The organism is Thermopolyspora sp. NPDC052614, assembly GCF_040678635.1.
Classification (GTDB): Bacteria; Actinomycetota; Actinomycetes; order Streptosporangiales; family Streptosporangiaceae; genus Thermopolyspora.
The window spans coordinates 1-15,424 of the sequence record NZ_JBFATZ010000021.1 but is presented as its reverse complement, the minus strand read 5'-3'; the positions used below and the strand labels follow the sequence as shown (position 1 = coordinate 15,424).

General features: G+C 68.6%; 18 protein-coding genes and 1 pseudogene. 9 read left to right on the top strand and 10 right to left on the bottom strand.

The genetic code is table 11. The annotated features are described in order from the left end of the window. Positions 1–3 precede the first annotated feature (3 nt). The 3 genes and pseudogenes from AB0K60_RS31335 to AB0K60_RS31325 form a co-directional block, all read right to left on the bottom strand. Positions 4–972 (bottom strand): site-specific integrase, encoded by a 969-nt coding sequence (locus AB0K60_RS31335; RefSeq protein ID WP_364063306.1) that lies wholly within the window; start codon positions 970–972, stop codon positions 4–6. Next, the gene (locus tag AB0K60_RS31330; protein ID WP_364063303.1) at positions 972–1,178 is read right to left on the bottom strand and encodes a helix-turn-helix domain-containing protein; all 207 of its coding nucleotides are present in this window, start codon (positions 1,176–1,178) and stop codon (positions 972–974) included. The genes AB0K60_RS31335 and AB0K60_RS31330 overlap by 1 nt, the downstream gene beginning before the upstream one ends. A gap of 11 nt (positions 1,179–1,189) precedes the next feature. Next, a pseudogene (locus AB0K60_RS31325) lies at positions 1,190–2,140 on the bottom strand (replication initiator); the annotation flags it as partial. Positions 2,141–2,367: 227 nt separating this feature from the next. On the opposite strand from AB0K60_RS31325, the gene AB0K60_RS31320 reads away from it, so the two are divergent. Continuing rightward, complete coding sequence (locus AB0K60_RS31320) at positions 2,368–2,742, top strand: type II toxin-antitoxin system RelE/ParE family toxin (protein WP_364063300.1); 375 nt, start codon at positions 2,368–2,370, stop codon at positions 2,740–2,742. Then, positions 2,739–3,068, top strand: a complete 330-nt coding sequence (locus AB0K60_RS31315) for a helix-turn-helix transcriptional regulator (RefSeq protein ID WP_364063297.1) — start codon at positions 2,739–2,741, stop codon at positions 3,066–3,068. The genes AB0K60_RS31320 and AB0K60_RS31315 overlap by 4 nt, the downstream gene beginning before the upstream one ends. A gap of 298 nt (positions 3,069–3,366) precedes the next feature. On the opposite strand, the gene AB0K60_RS31310 is transcribed toward AB0K60_RS31315, so the two are convergent. From AB0K60_RS31310 to AB0K60_RS31300, 3 genes are all read right to left on the bottom strand, one after another. Continuing rightward, on the bottom strand, positions 3,367–3,534 hold the full coding sequence (locus tag AB0K60_RS31310) for a hypothetical protein (protein WP_364063294.1): 168 nt from the start codon (positions 3,532–3,534) through the stop codon (positions 3,367–3,369). A gap of 383 nt (positions 3,535–3,917) precedes the next feature. Further along, a complete protein-coding gene (locus tag AB0K60_RS31305) occupies positions 3,918–4,274 on the bottom strand; it encodes a helix-turn-helix transcriptional regulator (protein WP_364063291.1) in 357 nt (118 codons plus the stop codon). Further along, a complete protein-coding gene (locus AB0K60_RS31300; protein ID WP_364063288.1) occupies positions 4,271–4,480 on the bottom strand; it encodes a hypothetical protein in 210 nt (69 codons plus the stop codon). The genes AB0K60_RS31305 and AB0K60_RS31300 overlap by 4 nt, the downstream gene beginning before the upstream one ends. A 35-nt stretch (positions 4,481–4,515) precedes the next feature. Here AB0K60_RS31300 and AB0K60_RS31295 point away from each other — a divergent pair, with 35 nt between their 5' ends. Beyond that, on the top strand, positions 4,516–4,758 hold the full coding sequence (locus AB0K60_RS31295) for a hypothetical protein (protein WP_364063285.1): 243 nt from the start codon (positions 4,516–4,518) through the stop codon (positions 4,756–4,758). A gap of 871 nt (positions 4,759–5,629) precedes the next feature. On the opposite strand, the gene AB0K60_RS31290 is transcribed toward AB0K60_RS31295, so the two are convergent. Beyond that, entirely contained in the window at positions 5,630–7,453 is a 1,824-nt protein-coding gene (locus AB0K60_RS31290) for an ABC transporter ATP-binding protein (protein WP_364063283.1), read from the bottom strand. Positions 7,454–7,811: 358 nt separating this feature from the next. On the opposite strand from AB0K60_RS31290, the gene AB0K60_RS31285 reads away from it, so the two are divergent. From AB0K60_RS31285 to AB0K60_RS31270, 4 genes are all read left to right on the top strand, one after another. Then, a complete protein-coding gene (locus AB0K60_RS31285; protein WP_364063281.1) occupies positions 7,812–8,015 on the top strand; it encodes a hypothetical protein in 204 nt (67 codons plus the stop codon). 194 nt (positions 8,016–8,209) lie between these two features. After that, the gene (locus AB0K60_RS31280) at positions 8,210–8,395 is read left to right on the top strand and encodes a hypothetical protein (protein ID WP_364063279.1); all 186 of its coding nucleotides are present in this window, start codon (positions 8,210–8,212) and stop codon (positions 8,393–8,395) included. A 6-nt stretch (positions 8,396–8,401) separates the two neighbouring features. Beyond that, on the top strand, positions 8,402–9,031 hold the full coding sequence (locus tag AB0K60_RS31275; protein WP_364063277.1) for a TIGR00645 family protein: 630 nt from the start codon (positions 8,402–8,404) through the stop codon (positions 9,029–9,031). Positions 9,032–9,060: 29 nt separating this feature from the next. Further along, positions 9,061–9,291, top strand: coding sequence for a hypothetical protein (locus AB0K60_RS31270; RefSeq protein ID WP_364063275.1), 231 nt, complete (start codon positions 9,061–9,063; stop codon positions 9,289–9,291). A 124-nt stretch (positions 9,292–9,415) separates the two neighbouring features. On the opposite strand, the gene AB0K60_RS31265 is transcribed toward AB0K60_RS31270, so the two are convergent. Next, complete coding sequence (locus tag AB0K60_RS31265; RefSeq protein ID WP_364063272.1) at positions 9,416–10,042, bottom strand: TetR family transcriptional regulator; 627 nt, start codon at positions 10,040–10,042, stop codon at positions 9,416–9,418. Positions 10,043–10,100: 58 nt separating this feature from the next. On the opposite strand from AB0K60_RS31265, the gene AB0K60_RS31260 reads away from it, so the two are divergent. Beyond that, positions 10,101–10,925 carry a class I SAM-dependent methyltransferase gene (locus AB0K60_RS31260; RefSeq protein ID WP_364063269.1) on the top strand — a complete coding sequence of 275 codons (825 nt, stop codon included), beginning with the start codon at positions 10,101–10,103 and terminating at the stop codon, positions 10,923–10,925. Positions 10,926–11,344: 419 nt separating this feature from the next. Here the strand turns inward: AB0K60_RS31260 and AB0K60_RS31255 are convergent, their stop codons facing one another. After that, positions 11,345–12,148, bottom strand: coding sequence for an ATP-binding cassette domain-containing protein (locus AB0K60_RS31255; protein ID WP_364063266.1), 804 nt, complete (start codon positions 12,146–12,148; stop codon positions 11,345–11,347). Between the two features lie 220 nt (positions 12,149–12,368). Further along, complete coding sequence (locus AB0K60_RS31250; protein WP_364063263.1) at positions 12,369–13,346, bottom strand: DNA adenine methylase; 978 nt, start codon at positions 13,344–13,346, stop codon at positions 12,369–12,371. Positions 13,347–13,864: 518 nt separating this feature from the next. Between AB0K60_RS31250 and AB0K60_RS31245 the strand changes: the two genes are divergently transcribed. Continuing rightward, positions 13,865–15,424, top strand: a 1,560-nt coding sequence (locus tag AB0K60_RS31245) for a PAS domain-containing protein (RefSeq protein WP_364063260.1), incomplete at its 3' end; no start/stop codon positions are given.

Below are 15,424 nucleotides of genomic sequence, written 5' to 3'. Positions count from 1 at the left end.
TGTTCAGGTGCTCCCGCAGCACCGGAACGAGGCCACGAGGGATGCCGACGATGCGCCGACCGGCCTTGGATTTGGGGCCCCGAGCACCAGCTCGCCCGTGGAGCGTTCCACGAAGGCGGCCCGGACGCGCACCGTCCCCGCGTCAAGGTCGATGTCCATGCGACGCAGCGCGCTCACCTCGCCCCATCGCAGGCTCGCGAAGGTGGCCAGCAGCACCAGGGCGCGGAAGCGCCGGTCATGCGTGCAGTCGGCCCGCCCATCCACGCCCATCCTCCACAGCGCCCGTTCGGCGTCTGCCCGGCTGGTGAAAACTTCAGGATGGGTGCGCATCTCCCCATGCCGCTGGAAGCGCAGCCGGTACGCCTTGTCCTTGAGCTTGCGGACATTGCCGACCGGTCGGCGGCCCATCCTGTCCGCCAACTCGAAGACCTGAGCCACGGTCAGCACTGGCCGCTCCTGGGCATGCTCGTCGCCGGCCCCGCGGATTCGGCACGGATTCCGCGCGATGAGGTGGTCATCTTCGGCCGCCGTCATCAGCACCGCCCGCAGCAGCCGGTACGCCTTCGCCGCCACGCTGGTCGAGACTCCGTTGCCGAGCAGCTCGGCCCGCCACTGCCGAACCATGGCCGTCGACAGCTTGCCGACCCGAACCCCGCCCAGGTGCGGCGCGATGTGCTTCTTGAGCAGCCAGCGATAGAGATCGACCGTGCGTGGCCGGAGTCCCGGACGCTGAGAGATCCACGTGTCCGCGTAGTCCTGAAGCTTGATCTTCCCGCGATCCGGATCCGTCCACTCGCCTCTGATGATCTGCGCCTCGACGAGGGAGAGCACCCGCTCCGCGTCGCCCTTGCGCTCGTAGGTGTCAGGGCCTGTTCGCATGCGCCCGTCCGGCCCGGGATAGCGGATCTGGAACCGCCCCGAGGGGAGCTTGCGGACGTTGCCGAAGCGCCGGTGACCTTCCTTGTTGGCCATCAGGCCGCCCTCCCGGTGGCATCGAAGGTCGTCAGGGGTTCGACCGTCCCCGCGACGACGAAAGCGATCAGCGCAGACTCTCGGATGCGAACATGCCGCCCGATTTTCACGAACTCGATCCGCCGTTCCGCGATCAGACGACGGACGAAACGCTCCGAGGTGTGGAGCAGTTCGGCGGCTTCAGGGACTTTGAGCAGTTCCTCCAACTGGTCTCCTCTCACGCGGCCATCTGAGTTGCCGAAAGATCTCGTTGTCCCGCTGCTCTCGCCTCAGCGAGTTGCATGGCCTTTCGCCATCGCTGGCGTTCGGCGATCTGCTTGAGCAGGCGACGAGCAAGGGGCAGTAGCGCAGGGTCACCGGCTTGTACGGGTCGCCAGGCGTACCGGTCGGGAGAGTCGGCCTGCTCATCGGTCAGGCCGAGAGCTTCGAGCACCCAGGCCCGCCGGTCCTGCTTGTGCTGGCGCAGGGTCTTGCCGGACCACTTACGGGAGACCAGGACGCGACGACCCGCGTAGCCGAGGTGTTCGGGCTTATGCGCCTTGGACCGGCAGCCGCCAGGCCGCATGCCCGCCTTGGCATTCTTGGGCTGTACGCCGTACCGCAGCCAGTTGGGACACGTGGGCGAGCACGGCTCGTTGCGGAGAACGTCGGCCAACCGTTGCACGTGGCGACGCTGAGCCTCGCTCTCCGGGGCGTGACAGTCGCCGATCGATTTGGTCAGGTACTTGCCGAGGTAGCGGATGCACTGGTCGGCGTCCGGTGTCCCGGCGAGCACGCCTGCGACGTCGACCTGAGTGCCGAAGCGGATCACGTGGAAGGGCTCTGCATCCTCGTCCTCGTCGAGCCGGTCTAGAGCCTGATCCCAGGTCGGCAGCAGTTCCCCTGTGACCGGGTCGAGGTAGTCGCCGTTCTGTCTGTCCTGGTAGGGCTCCGCCCGCTCCATGTGAAGGTGAGGAGCAAGCCGCCGCTGCGGTTCGACCGACGAGAAGTACTGCACGTCGTAACCCGCCAGCCACGCGCCGAAGGTTCTGCACGAATCGATCGACGAGCTTGGAGAAGTGCAGCGCGTCGCGCGCCGCCCTGACGTAGTCGTAGCTGTCGGGGTCGACGGGAGTCCCGTCTTTCCGGACCCGGCCGTAGCTGGGCAACGCGAGACGCGCACCGTGGGGCAGATCTACACTGCTCCCGACGGAAAGGACCTACCGGCCGTCGCTGTTCGTCACGCTCACGCCATTCGGGGGACTGTAGGGGCGCTCCTCAGAGAGGACTCGCGGCGGACCGAGGCCGTTCGCAGCGCCTCACCCTCGGGACGCTCCGCTCGGCCAACCCCCGCCGGTCGCGTACGGGTGCCATGATTCGACCGACACGACATGAGTTCTGAGTTATATTCGCTGCATGGCGTGGGATATCATCCTCCTAGAACCCGTGGACGCGTGGTTCTTGAAGCTCTGCGAGTCCGACCCGGGCACTGCGGCGCTGATCGAACAGGCCATCGACCGCCTCGCGGAGGTTGGACCCGCGCTGGGGCGTCCGCTCGTTGACACCCTTGAGCACAGCAACCTCAAGAACTTGAAGGAGCTCCGGCCAGGCTCACGCAAGCGATCAGAGATCCGCATGCTCTTCGTCTTCGACCCCGACCGGGCGGCGATCTTCTTGGTCGCCGGTGATAAAGCAGGACAATGGTCCCGATGGTATGACGAGGCCATACCACTAGCCGAAGCCCGCTACGCCGATTACCGAGCGGAGCAAGACAAGGAGACCGATCGATGAGCACCGCCCGCCGATGGCAGGACGTCAAAGCCGAGGCGCACCGCCGTCACCCCGAGTTGGCAGACCCGGAACGTCAGGCCAAGGCCCGTACCGAACTCGACGCCTACATCGCCGGCCACCACCTCAAGGAACTTCGCAAGTCCACTGGGAAGACCCAAACCGAGGTCGCCCAGATCCTGGGGGTGTCCCAGAGCCGGATCTCTCAGATCGAGAACGGGGACATCGAGGCCATGGAACTGGAGACCCTCCGCGCCTACGCCGCCGCGCTGGGCGGGCATCTTGACATCACCATCAGCGTCGGACCCCTCTCGGTCAAGGTGGCATAGCCTCACCCCCTCGCCCATCGATGGCAAGGACCTCGGTCTCAGACTGATCGTCGTGCCATTAGCGTGCCATTAGACAGGGTGACGAGGGGGCAACCACGGTCACTCGCGACCGTCCTCACCCACAGGCCAGCGGCTCTACCTGCCATGATCCGTATGCTTCCCAAGCTGACAGCGCGGGTTCGATTCCCGTCACCCGCTCCAACGACGAAAGCCCAGGTCAACCGGCGGATTCCGGGACCTGGGCTTTGATCGTCTCTGGGTTCGTTCTCGGTCGCGTGCCCGATGATGGTTGATCTTGCTACTGGGCCTTGAGGGCTTCCTCGGCGAGTTGCCCGAGCTTGTCGGCGATCATCCGGTCTCGCTCGGCCGCGGTGTGCTGATTGATCAGCGCCGCTCGCGTGGTCGAGTGGCCCATGCGGTCCATCAGCTCTCGCAGGGTCGCGTCGCCGAACGCTCGGTGGGACAAAGCCGGCGGCAGATCAACCGCGAAACCAACCGTCTCAAGTAGGTCACCCTGGCCGGCGAAGCCGGCACGATCGTTCAGACCACCCCGCTGCGACCTGCGCAGAGGGCCATCTACCAGGCGCTTTCCATCACCCCGCCGCCGCGGGTCTCGGCGTTCGAGGCCGCCTGACCACCCCCGATCAAGACCGGAAGAGTGTAGGTAGGCACACGCCACCTTCCGGCCCTACACGCATTTCCCCAGCTCAACCCGCAAATTCCACCGCGTGTGTGCCTACCAACTGCGGAACCCGGGATTCTCAAGCAGGCCTGTCGCGGCTTAAGACGGCTACGACGGAAGGAGCAGCAGAAGTCTACGGACTGAGCCTTGAGGTGGCCGCCTGCGACTTATGTGTTCGCGAGCTGTCGGTGATGCACCGTCAGAGGCTCAATTTCAGTGGTGTCGTCGTCGACGACGAGCTCGACGCGGAACCGAACCCCCATTGCCGCACCGAGGCGCAGCAGTGTTGCTATATCCGGAATGCCGCCACCGCCCTCGATGCGAGACAGGGCGGGCTGGGACATCCCAGAGCGCTCCGCTACGATCTTCTGAGACAGGCCTCGGCGCTTACGGATCTCACGCAACTGGTCTCCGAGCTCCAGGTCACGGCCCGCCTGCTCGTATTCGGGGTGAGGCTGTGCATCCGCTTCCATGGCGCGCAGACGCTTCGCCTTGTAGGTCTCCCAACGGCTGTGGCCCATCATGCGCTCCTCTCGAACACGTGCGTGGTGGTCAGGTCGTGCTCTGCCTCACACCGCCTCTTAGCAGCGATCGCTCGGTCGATGTCGCCGGTCTGCGTCCCATCCTGCGTCTTGCGGAAGACCGTCAGGATCACAATCACCTTGTTGGATGGCTTCCAGAAGGTCAACCGCCAAGTCGTGCGGTCAAGAGCAACACGCTGCTCGTGCACAGCGTGATCATGGGGGCGGGGCCTATCTGGGCGAGATGATCGTCCGAAACAGCACCTGGACCTGGGTGTACTGCACCGACGAGAACGCCGCCGCCGTGGAGAGCCCTGAAGGGCTTTGCGGCTACCCGCACAACAAGGTCGCTAAGCGGATCCGCCAGGGGGCCGAGCACGACCTTGAGGCGTTCTTCACCTACGCCGTGACCGGTGAGGTGCCGCACGGGACGAACGCCCGCGTCATCAAGCCTTCGTGGTGGCAGCGGCTGAGGTCGAGAAGCTGATCGTCGCATCGTTAGCGCGCCATTCTCGCAGCGCCTGCCGCATGCGGGAGCTGGTCTCCTTGACTGAGCGGTGATCAGGGGCAGGCCGCGAGTTGCCTTGCGGGCGGGCTGAACATATGAGCCCACAACATTTCCGGAATATCCCGCGTCTGACTGACTATGACCTCACTCACCGTGCGCGGGAGCCACCGCGGAGTCCGCCGATACGCGGTCAGGATTGGTGTTGCCGCTCTGGCTGCCTGCCTGCCGGTCGTCCTGGGTGGAGGTGTCGCCAACGCGGCTGCCGTGGACAGAGCGGCGGTACGGGGCACCAGCACCGTCGCGGGGGATGCCGGCCATGCGGCCGACCGGCGGGGGCACATCGACTGGACGTCCGTGGTGGCGCGGGATCTGGACTGCCCAGGGCCGGGGCCGTACGGGGCCTTGCACGCCGTGCGCGCCCGCGTCGCGGCCGTCGGCGATCTGACCCGTGACGGCAGGCGGGAGACCGTCGTCGTGTCGTCGTGTCCGAGTCCGACGTCGAGCAATCCATTGGTCGCTCTTGTCTACGAACGGTCTGAAGGCTCCGGGTCCTCGGTCCCGCACTTGCTTGGGAAGCTCGGGGAGGACCGCTACTTCAGGTCCTTGAAGATCACGATCCGGGGCGGGCATGTGCGTCTGTACGGCAAGGTGATCAGTGACCGGGCTCCCCGGTGCTGTCCAGACCTGATCGTCGGTCAGACTTACAGGTGGGACGGCACGGCGTTTCGTAGAACGGCGGAGAAGGCGAATCGCATCGGGTGACCTCGGCCTGGTCCGCGAGCCGACCGTCTGGGACTACGGTCGTCTCCTTGGTGGATGGCCGCCGATGGAGCCGGTGCCGTACGAGTGATCAGCTGTGGAGGGCGTCCGGGGTGTTGTCGTCCAGCAGGAAGCCGCCGGACTGGTGGTGCCAGAGTCGGGCGTAGTGGTCTTGCTCCTGGAGCAGTTCGGTGTGAGTGCCCTGTTCGACGACGCGGCCCTGGCTGAGTACGACGAGGCGGTCCATGCGGACGACGGTGCTCAGGCGGTGGGCGACGACCAGGGCGGTACGGCCCCGCATCAGGTGCCACAGGGCCTCCTGGACGAGGATTTCGCTTTCGGAGTCCAGGGCGCTGGTGGCCTCGTCCAGGAGCAGGATGGGGGCGTCGCGGAGGATGGCGCGGGCGAGGGCGACGCGTTGCCGCTGGCCGCCGGAGAGCTTGACGCCGCGCTCGCCCACCAGGGTGTCGAAGCCGTCCGGCAGTGACTCGACGAACTCGGTGACGTGGGCCGCGCGGGCGGCGCGGAGGATCTCGGCGTCGGTGGCGTCCGGGCGGGCGAAGGCGAGGTTGTCGCGTATGGACCGGTGGAACATGGCGGGTTCCTGCGGGACGTAGGCGATGAGGCCGCGCAGGTCGGCCTGGCGGAGCCGGGAGATGTCCTGGCCGCCGATGAGGATTCGGCCCGCATCGACGTCCATGAGGCGCAGCAGCAGGCGGGTGAGGGTGCTCTTGCCGCCGCCGGACGGGCCGACGAGGCCGACTTTGGCGCCGCTGGGGATGTCCAGGGTCAGGTCCTCGAACAGCGGCGGGCCGTCGCCGTACGCGAAACGCACCCGGTCGAAGCGGATGCTCGCGTCGGTGGGGCGGAGGCGCTGCGGGTGGGCGGGGTCCACGACGGCCGGAGGCACCAGGAGCAGTTCGGTGAACTGGGCCGCCTCGGTGAGCACGCTCTCGATGCGCCGGTAGATCTGGTTGAACTCGAACATCATGCCGGTGGCGTTGGAGTAGTACGCGAACGTGACCACGATGGCCTCCACGCCGAGGCCGCCGCGCAGCGCCACGGCGAGGAGCAGGCCCACGACTCCGGCGAGGACCGACAGCGGGGCGACGACGGTGTCCACGCGGAGGTTGCCGTAGTCCCAGGAGCGCAGGGACAGGCGGTGCTGCTCGGCGACTCTGGCCCGGTGCTCGGCGGCCTCGCGGTCCTCGGCGGCGAACGCGCGGACGGTCTCCATGTTGGTCAGTACGTCGGCGACGTGACCCGATACCCGTACCTTGGCGGCCTCGCGGGCGTCGACGAGGGCCTGGCGGCGGCGGATGAGCGGGGTGACGAGGACGCCGGTGAGGATGATGATGCCCACCAGGACGACGACCAGGAGTGGGTGGTACCGCCACAGGACCACCGAGGCGAAGGCGAGGGGCACCACCTTGGCCATGATGGAGAAGGTGAGGGTGTCGGCGAACTCCTCGAATCTGGAGGAGAATCCGAGTACGCGCTTGGTCAGTGAGCCGGCGAAGTTGTCGTGGAAGAAGGCGGCGTCCTTGGCCAGCAGCGCGTCCATGCCGATCACGCCGAGTCGCTCGACGCCGCGGGCGTCGAGCCGGTTCAGGAAGTGCAGGCCCACGCGCCACAGCGCCTCGCCGGTCAGCAGCAGCGCGCCGAAGCCGAGCACGTAGGGCAGCAGCGCGCCGACGGAGGCGTCCCCGCCGCCGCCGGACAGCCGCCCGACCAGGGCGGCCACCGCCAGCGGCGCCAGGTAGAACAGGCAGGTGTTTCCCATCGCGGGCAGCGTCAGCGCGGGGATCGCGATACGCCACTGGCGCTTCAGCTCACCGCGGTAGTGGCGCAGCGCCAGCAGCACGGCCGATTTCCGCCCGGGAGGGCGCGCGGGGTCTTCGGATGATCCGAGCAAGCCGTTCACCCTCCCGAACGTCGACGCCCTGTGACCATGCTCCCTCAGGGAGTATGGGGAGGGCGAACGGTTTTTCGTCGCGGTGGGCGGCCGTGCGTCTTGCGGGCATGGCCTTTGGCGGCGCGTCCCCGCCGCGCCGCGCCGGTGTCACGCGCAGGCCGAGCCGGGCGGGGTCGCGGCCTGCGGTGTTGCCGTGCCTCGTGCTTCCGCCCGGTCGGTCATGATGGGGCTCTCCGGTGGTGCCGCCGCTACGCGGGGGCCACCTTCGGCAAGCACGATTACCATACCTGAGCGTTACCATGTGTGTACTATGGGTAGCGATCCCTTGTCGTCTCGTTACCTGCACCGGAGGTTCCCCATGCGCACGACCGCACGTCTGCTGGCCGTCTCGGCGCTCGCCGGCGGCCTGCTCGCGTCGGCCCCGGCCGCGTTCGCCGCGATCAACCCCGTCGACACGCTCGTCTGCCTGACCGAGAGCACGGCGGACATCGCCGCCCTCGCCGACCCGGCGAACATCACCGTGCCCCCCGATGTCGCCCCGCAGGCCTGCCTCGCCCCCTGATTCCCGCCCTCTCGACCGGATTCGTCCCGGCGCGCGTTGTGGATGCCCGCATCGTTACGCCGGGACTTCGGCGTACGGACCGGACGAGGGGAAATTGCGTTGGCGACCATCACGCGGATGATGACGGAAGACTCCGCTCTGTGCTTGACTAACTACTTGTAGTCAGGAGACCTGATCTAGACGATCGGAGCAACATGTCCTCCCGCCTGAGATTCCTGGTCATCGGGGGCGTACTCGCCGGGGCTTACGCCCTCCCGGCCGCGCCCGCGGCCGCCGCCGCACCCCAGGACACCGCCCCCGCGCGATCGCTGACCCTAGGCGGCAACGATCCCATCGGGGTGTCCGTCGACGCCATCATCCTGAACCTGCTGACGTCGTAACGGCGCATGCTGCACAGGGCGACACGGACGACGCACTGGTCCGGCAACCCGGTCGCACGCCTCGGCTACTTCATGTTCTTCAGCCGCTGGATCCAGATGCCGCTCTACCTCGGTTTGATCGTGGCTCAAGCGGTCTACGTGTGGCGGTTCATGGTCGAGCTGACGCACCTGATCGCGCTCGGGTTCGGCGAGGGGGTGCCGGAGACGACGATCATGCTGGTCGTCCTCGGTCTGGTGGACGTCGTCATGATCTCCAATTTATTGATCATGGTGATCGTCGGAGGCTACGAGACGTTCGTCTCGCGACTACGCATAGAGGGGCATCCCGATGAGCCTCAATGGCTGTCGCACGTCAACGCGAACGTCCTCAAGGTCAAGCTCGCGATGGCGATCATCGGCATCTCCTCGATCCACCTCCTGCAGATCTTCATCAACGCGGCCAAGTCCGACGTGACGGATAGGGAGCTCTTATGGAAGACCGTCATCCACCTGACCTTCGTCGTCTCAGCGCTGGCGCTCGCCATGATCGACCGGGTCATGGTGAAGAGCGGCCGTCCCGAAGGGGCGTCCGGCCCGGGGCGCGTGCTCGACGGCGAGAGCCAGGGCAGCCGACCGAAGGAGCGCGTCGCGGCCTAGCGGGCCGCCTCACGCGCGGCCGGGCGCTGGTGGGCGGGTTCGGCGCGGCGGCGGGGATGCTCCTGCTCCTCGCGGAGCCCGCCGCCGCGGCCACCGGGAACGCCGCGCCGCCCAGGCCGCTCGTCGGCGACATCGTGATATTCAACGACGAGATCATCGAGCCCGTGTCGCTGCCGGTGAGTCTGTGCGGCACGACCGTGGCGGGCAACAAGGCCCGGCCCCGGTGCGGCGAGACGACCGTCTCGGACGACGACGCCTGAGTCAGGACGCCTGAGTCGGATCGCCTTTGGCACAGGCGGTGCGGTCGTGGAACGTCTCGCTCGTCGACGTCCACGCGGGTACGGCCCGGCGGCGGGGGTTCATGGAGATGCCGCCGGGCCTGTTTCACAGCAGCCGCCGCTGCACGACGTCGGCCATGACCGTGGTCACGACCCGGTGGACGGCGTCGGCCTCCGGCACGCCGCCCTCCCCGCCGGCGAGCAACACGCCGCCCTCCCCGTCGGCGAACAACAGGTGCGCCGCCCCGATCAGCGTGAGCGCGAGGGCCTCGACGTCGGCGTCCGCCGCGATGCGGCCCATCTCGCGTTCGTCGGCGAGGTAGGAGGAGATCATCGTCGCTCCTTGCGACAGCAGCGGGACGCCGGTGATTTCGGCCTGGCGCAGCCGGGCGCGCAGGCCGTCCCGCGAGATGACCAGGGCGACGATCGCCACGGCGACGGGCCCGAACAGGTCCGTCAGCGCGCGGGTGAGGTTGCCCTCGACGGTGCCGGTCCCCGCGGCGGCGCGCAGGGCGGCGGCCTGGCCGTCGATGCGCTGGATGCGGTCGAGCACGAGTTCGGCGAGGAAGGCGTCGAAGTCGGCGAAGTGCCGATGCAGGACGCCTTTGGCGCAGCCCGCCTCCGTGGTGACCGCGCGACTGGTCAGCGCGCTCGGCCCGTCCCGGAGCAGGACGCGCTCGGCGGCGCCGAACAGCTGTTCACGCACGTCGCGGATGGCGACCCCTGTCGGCATGCCGGCGTCTCCCTGGTCGACCGTTGACGAGTGGGCGGTCGCCCACTAGTGTGGGCACATGCCCACTATACCTCCGCAACGCGTACATCCCCTGGGAGACCAACCTCATCTCTACCGGCAGGCGGCCGAGTCGTTCGGCGCGCGCGCCGAACGTTACGACCGGGCCCGGCCACGCTATCCCGACGCGATGGTGGAGGCGATCGTGAAGGGCAGCCCCGGACCCGCGGTTCTGGACGTCGGCTGCGGGACCGGGATCGCGGCCCGGCAGTTCCAGGCGGCGGGCTGCCGCGTCCTCGGCGTGGACGTCGACGAGCGCATGGCCGAACTGGCCCGGCGGGACGGCATCGAGGTGGAGGTGTCGACCTTCGAGAGCTGGGACCCCGCGGGCCGGCGCTTCGACGCGGTGATCTCGGCCCAGGCCTGGCACTGGGTGGAGCCGGTCGCGGGAGCGGCCAAGGCGGCGCAGGTGCTGCCGCCGGGCGGGCGGCTGGCGGCCTTCTGGAACGTGGCCCAGCCTCCGCCGGAGGTCGCGGACGCCTTCGCCGCGGTTCATGAGCGGGTGCTGCCCGAGATGTCGTTTCACCGAGTGAAGACGCCGCCGCTGGAGGGGTACTCGCCGCTGTTCGCCAAGACCGCCGACGGAGTACGGCAGACGGGCGCGTTCGCCGAGCCGGAGCAGTGGCGATTCGACTGGGACCGGTTCTACACGCGCGACGAGTGGCTGGACGTGCTGCCCACGCACGGCATCTACGCCCAGCTGCCGCCGGACAAGATGCAGGAGCTCCTGGAGGACACCGGCGCCGCCATCGATGCGCTCGGAGGCGGCTTCACCATGCGCTACGCCGCGGTGGTGGCGACCGCGCTCCGAATCGACGCCCGGTAGTCCCGGTAGTGCGGTGTCCGCGAACGTTCACCGGGCCGGGCACTGTCCGTGGCGCTGGTCAGCGCCCGACGCCGACCATGAGGCACCGGTCAGCGCCCGACGCCGACCATGAGGCACCGGTCAGCGCCCGACGCCGACCATGTGGGGCGGTCAGAGCCACGCACCTACGCGCCGCTGTGGTGTCCGAAAGGAATGGCGCGACGAAGCACTGCGGTCACCGCTCTAGCGTGGTCACCGCACTGATGTCCCGCATCTAAGCATCGTCCGATAAGCCCTGGTGGAGGCTTATCACTCCGGCCTGGGCTGGGATGAGACCCGTCTCGTCGGCCCGCAGAGAACTCAACCGGAGGATTTGGCGTCGGACGCCAGCCCCGACCGCCAACGGACGATGGCGGCACCCGCGCCCCCGGGACGAGTGCCTAGCGGCGCAACGCACGTGCGTACCAGCGACCGTCCACCCGGTCGAGGCGTAGCCGGCGGCCGAAGCAGTCCGACAGATTCGCGGCGGTCAGCACCTCGGCGACCGGGCCGGCGGCGAGGATGCGGGTGTCGCGCATGAGGAGGGCGTGGGTCGTGGTGGCCGGCACCTCCTCCAGGTGATGGGTCACCAGCACGGTCGTCAGGTCGGGGCGGGTGGTCGCGAGGTCCTCCAGGGACGTGATCAGGTCCTCGCGGGCGGGGAAATCGAGGCCCGCGAACGGCTCGTCCAGCAGCAGGATGGCGGGATCGGCCATGAGGGCCCTGGCCACCCGGATTCGGGCGCGCTCGCCCTGGGAGCACACCTGGAAGGGCCGGTCGCCGAGGTCCTTGCAGCCGAGATCGGCCAGGAGCCGGTGCGCGCGGTCGCGCTCGGCCTCGCCGTACCGGTCCCACAAGGGGGCGCTCGTGCCGGTGTGGCCGGTCAGGACGACGGTGAGCGCGGTGGCCCGTTCCTCCTCGAGCAGCGCCTCGTCCACCAGGCGCTGGCTCGCCGCGACCAGCCCGATTCGCTGCCGGAGCTCGCGGAGGTCCACCCTTCCCAGGCGGTGGCCGAGCACGCTGGCGGTGCCCGAACTCGGGTGCCGTACGGCCGCCGCCACGGACAGCATCGTCGTCTTCCCCGCGCCGTTGGGGCCGAGGATCGCCCAGTGCTGGCCGTACTCCACGCGCCAGTCGGCCTGGCTGAGGAGCGTCCGCCCGATGACGCGGATGGTGACGTCGGTGAGTTCGAGTGCTGCGTTCACCGGTCAAGGATGCACCAGGGTGGCAGGCGGGACGGCGGCGGCCCGGTGGCGAGGCCATTTCCCCGGTACAGCGCCGCCGCTCCCCCTGGGGCCTGTGCGACGGCCTGTTCGTCGAACTATCCGACCACCGGCCTCTCGGTCGCCGCCCTCCTCGCGGACCTCGACGACCGACCGGCCGGGTCGAGGGCCCGGTCGACGGGTCGGTCGCCAGGCACGGCGGTCAGCGCGCGATGAACACGTACTCGCGGACCTCTCGCCGCGCGGCGTTCGCGTGGGTGCCGAAGGAGTAGCGATGGTCGAGCGAGCGCACCTCGACCCGGGCCTTCACCTCGCGCAGCAGCGCCTCGATCGCCGCGGCGTCGGGGACGGCGTTGGAGGAGTACGACAGCACGATCACCGAATCTCGGAACTTGTCGAAGGTGCGGCGCAGGGCGCTTTCGATCGTGCCCTTGTAGGAGAAGGGGGTGTACCGCTTCTCCAGTTTCTTGGTCCGCGTCCCCTCCATGATTTTCTGACCCCGCCAGTACGTGGCGAGTCCTTCCAGGAAGTGGTAGCGCTTGATGTAGCAGTTGTCGTCGCGCGGCGGCGCGTACGGCGGGTCGAGATAGACCAGATCGTACGGCTCGGCCGCCAGCTCGAACACGTCCCGCGTCAGCGACCGGCACCTGCGCCCGCTGTCGAACACGACGGCGTTGTACTCCGCCGCCCGCTCCCGGAAGTGCTCGCGCAGCGAAAGCCGCAGGTCACGCCGCCCGTCGTCGTACCGCGCCCCGGTGAAGGTGAACACCCCGCGCGGCTGCTTGCGCGCCGCCGCGAGCACCAGCGCGGAGATGGCCAGGGCCCGCTTGCCGCCGTCCATCCGGTCGATGTGCGACCAGGCCGAGTCCAGGAACGCCCGGTCACCGGCGGTGAAGTACAGCCCGTCGAACGTCCGCCGGATGAAGTCGCGATCGTCTGCGGGCGGCCCGCAAATATGGTCGATCTCCTCCGGCGTGAGCGTTTCCGACTGGTTCGCCACGGTCGCCCGCGCGATCGTGGACGGGAATTCCAGGAAATCGTTGGCGGTCACCTGATAGCCCATGCTCTTGAGCAGGTAGGCGATCACGCCGCTGCCGGAAAAGGCGTCCAGCGCGGTACGTCCGCCGATCTCCCGGAACACCGTGGCCAGATAGGCCGCGAGCCGATATTTGGATCCCATGTACCTGAGCCGGGGAAACGTTGCCATTCGCGTTTCGATCGGGATGCGTTCCGCGCCGCGCCCGATCGCGCCCGCCGCTCCGGCAGTCACCGTCCTCGCCTTTCATGCCGATCGCCCTTGGAAGATCCCTGATCATTCCACAGACGGCGACCCGGCGAGCACATGCCGACACTACGGACGGCCTCAAATGCAGAATTCACTTGACCGTAAAGCGAGCGAGCAATTAATCGATCATTATGCGGTACGGCACGGCACCCCCACTATCCCCGCGAAGCGGACAAAGCACCGATAACCAGCGAATTTATAAGACGCATTTCGCCGCCTCTCCTGTCACAACAGGTGGTGAAGGGATAGACTTCCCCAGCACAGCAGGCGAGGGCGTCTAGTCATAGATATCGATAAATGCCTACAGCGTCGCGTTGCGCGGCGTCGGCAGCGGCATGAGCGGTATCGACCCACCGGAAGTCCTCGCCTGGTCCCCCATCTCGGGCCATGCGGGCATGAGGGAGAGGACGCGCGTGAGCGAACGACGTTATCCGGCCCCGCATCCTCCCTACCCCGCCCGTCCCGCCGACCATCCCACCGATCCTCACGCCGACCGCTGGGATTCCGCACGCATGCCGCGTGGCGGGCCCGCCGGAGGCCCGATGCCCGCCGACGCGTCGTCCGGGACCAGGAGATCCCCCTCCGGCCCCGGCGATCCGATCTCCGCGGCGGGCAGGTGGGAGTGGAATCCCCGCACCGACGAACTACGCTGCGACCAGGCCGCGCTGGCCGTGCTCGGCATCGACCCGGCGAGGTACGACGGGCGCGTGGAGACCTGGTTCAAGGCCGTCCACCCCGACGACCTGCCCGGCGTACTCGCCGAACGGGACAACGCGATCCGCACCCGGGGCACGTTCACCGCCGAGTACCGGGTCGGCCGGGCCGACGGCTCCCTCGGCTGGGTCACCGAGTGCGGTCACGTCCTGCCCGCCGCCGACGGGCTGCCCGCCCTCATGGTGGGAGCCCTGTGGGACTCCGGGCACGCCGCGCCGGCCGGCCGGGCGGTCCGGTTCATGAGCGACGGTTTCCTGGTGCTGGACGGCGAGTGGCGGATCAGGTTCGCCAATGTGGCCGCCGAGCGGCTGCTCGGCGGTTCCGGCGGGCTGACCGGCCGGTCGCTGCCGGAGGTCTGCCCGCAGGTGGACGCCGACGAGTGGGAACGTCACCGCCGCACCCTCGCCACCGGCGTCCCGGCCGAGGTGAGCGTGTGGATGCCGGGCACCCGGCGCTGGTACCGCCTGCGTCTGGTCGGCGTGCGCGACGGTGTGGCGGGAGGCAAAGCCCCGACCTACACCGGGCACATCACCGACTTCACCGACCACATGGCCGTCATCGCCGAACGTACGGCGGCCGAGCGCGCCGCGGCCGAGCGTACGGCCCGCATCCGGGAGCTGACCGGGGCGCTCGCCGAGGCCGTGACCGTGCAGGACGTGGTGGACGCGGTCGCCCGTCACGTGCTGCCGCCCTTCGGCGCCACCGGGTTCCACGTCAGCTTCGTCGTGGGCGACCATCTGCAGTCGGCCGGGTCGGTCGGCTACACGTCGCCGTTCGTCGACGAGGTGCGCCGCCTGCCGCTGGCCGCCCGGTACCCGCTGCCCGACGCGATCCGCGAGCGCGCCCTCCGATTCATCACCTCGGCGGAGGAGTACGTCGCGCTTTATCCGCATCTCGCGCACATTCCGCTGCGAGGCAGGAAGAACGCGTGGGTGTTCCTCCCGTTGATCGCGTCCGGCCAGGTGTTCGGGGGATGCGCGATCTCCTTCACCCATCCGCGCCGGTTCACCGACGAGGAACGCAGCCTGCTCACCGCGATCAGCGGCCTGCTGTCACAGGCGCTGGCCCGCGCCCGCCTCTACGACGCCGAACGCACCCGCGCGCAGGAGTTGCAGCGGGCGCTGCTGCCCCGGAAACTGCCGTCGCTTCCGGCCGTGACGGTGACGGCGCGTTATCTGCCGGCCGGCAAGGACATGGAGGTCGGCGGCGACTGGTACGACATCATCCCGCTGTCGGCCGACCGCGTCGCCCTGGTCATC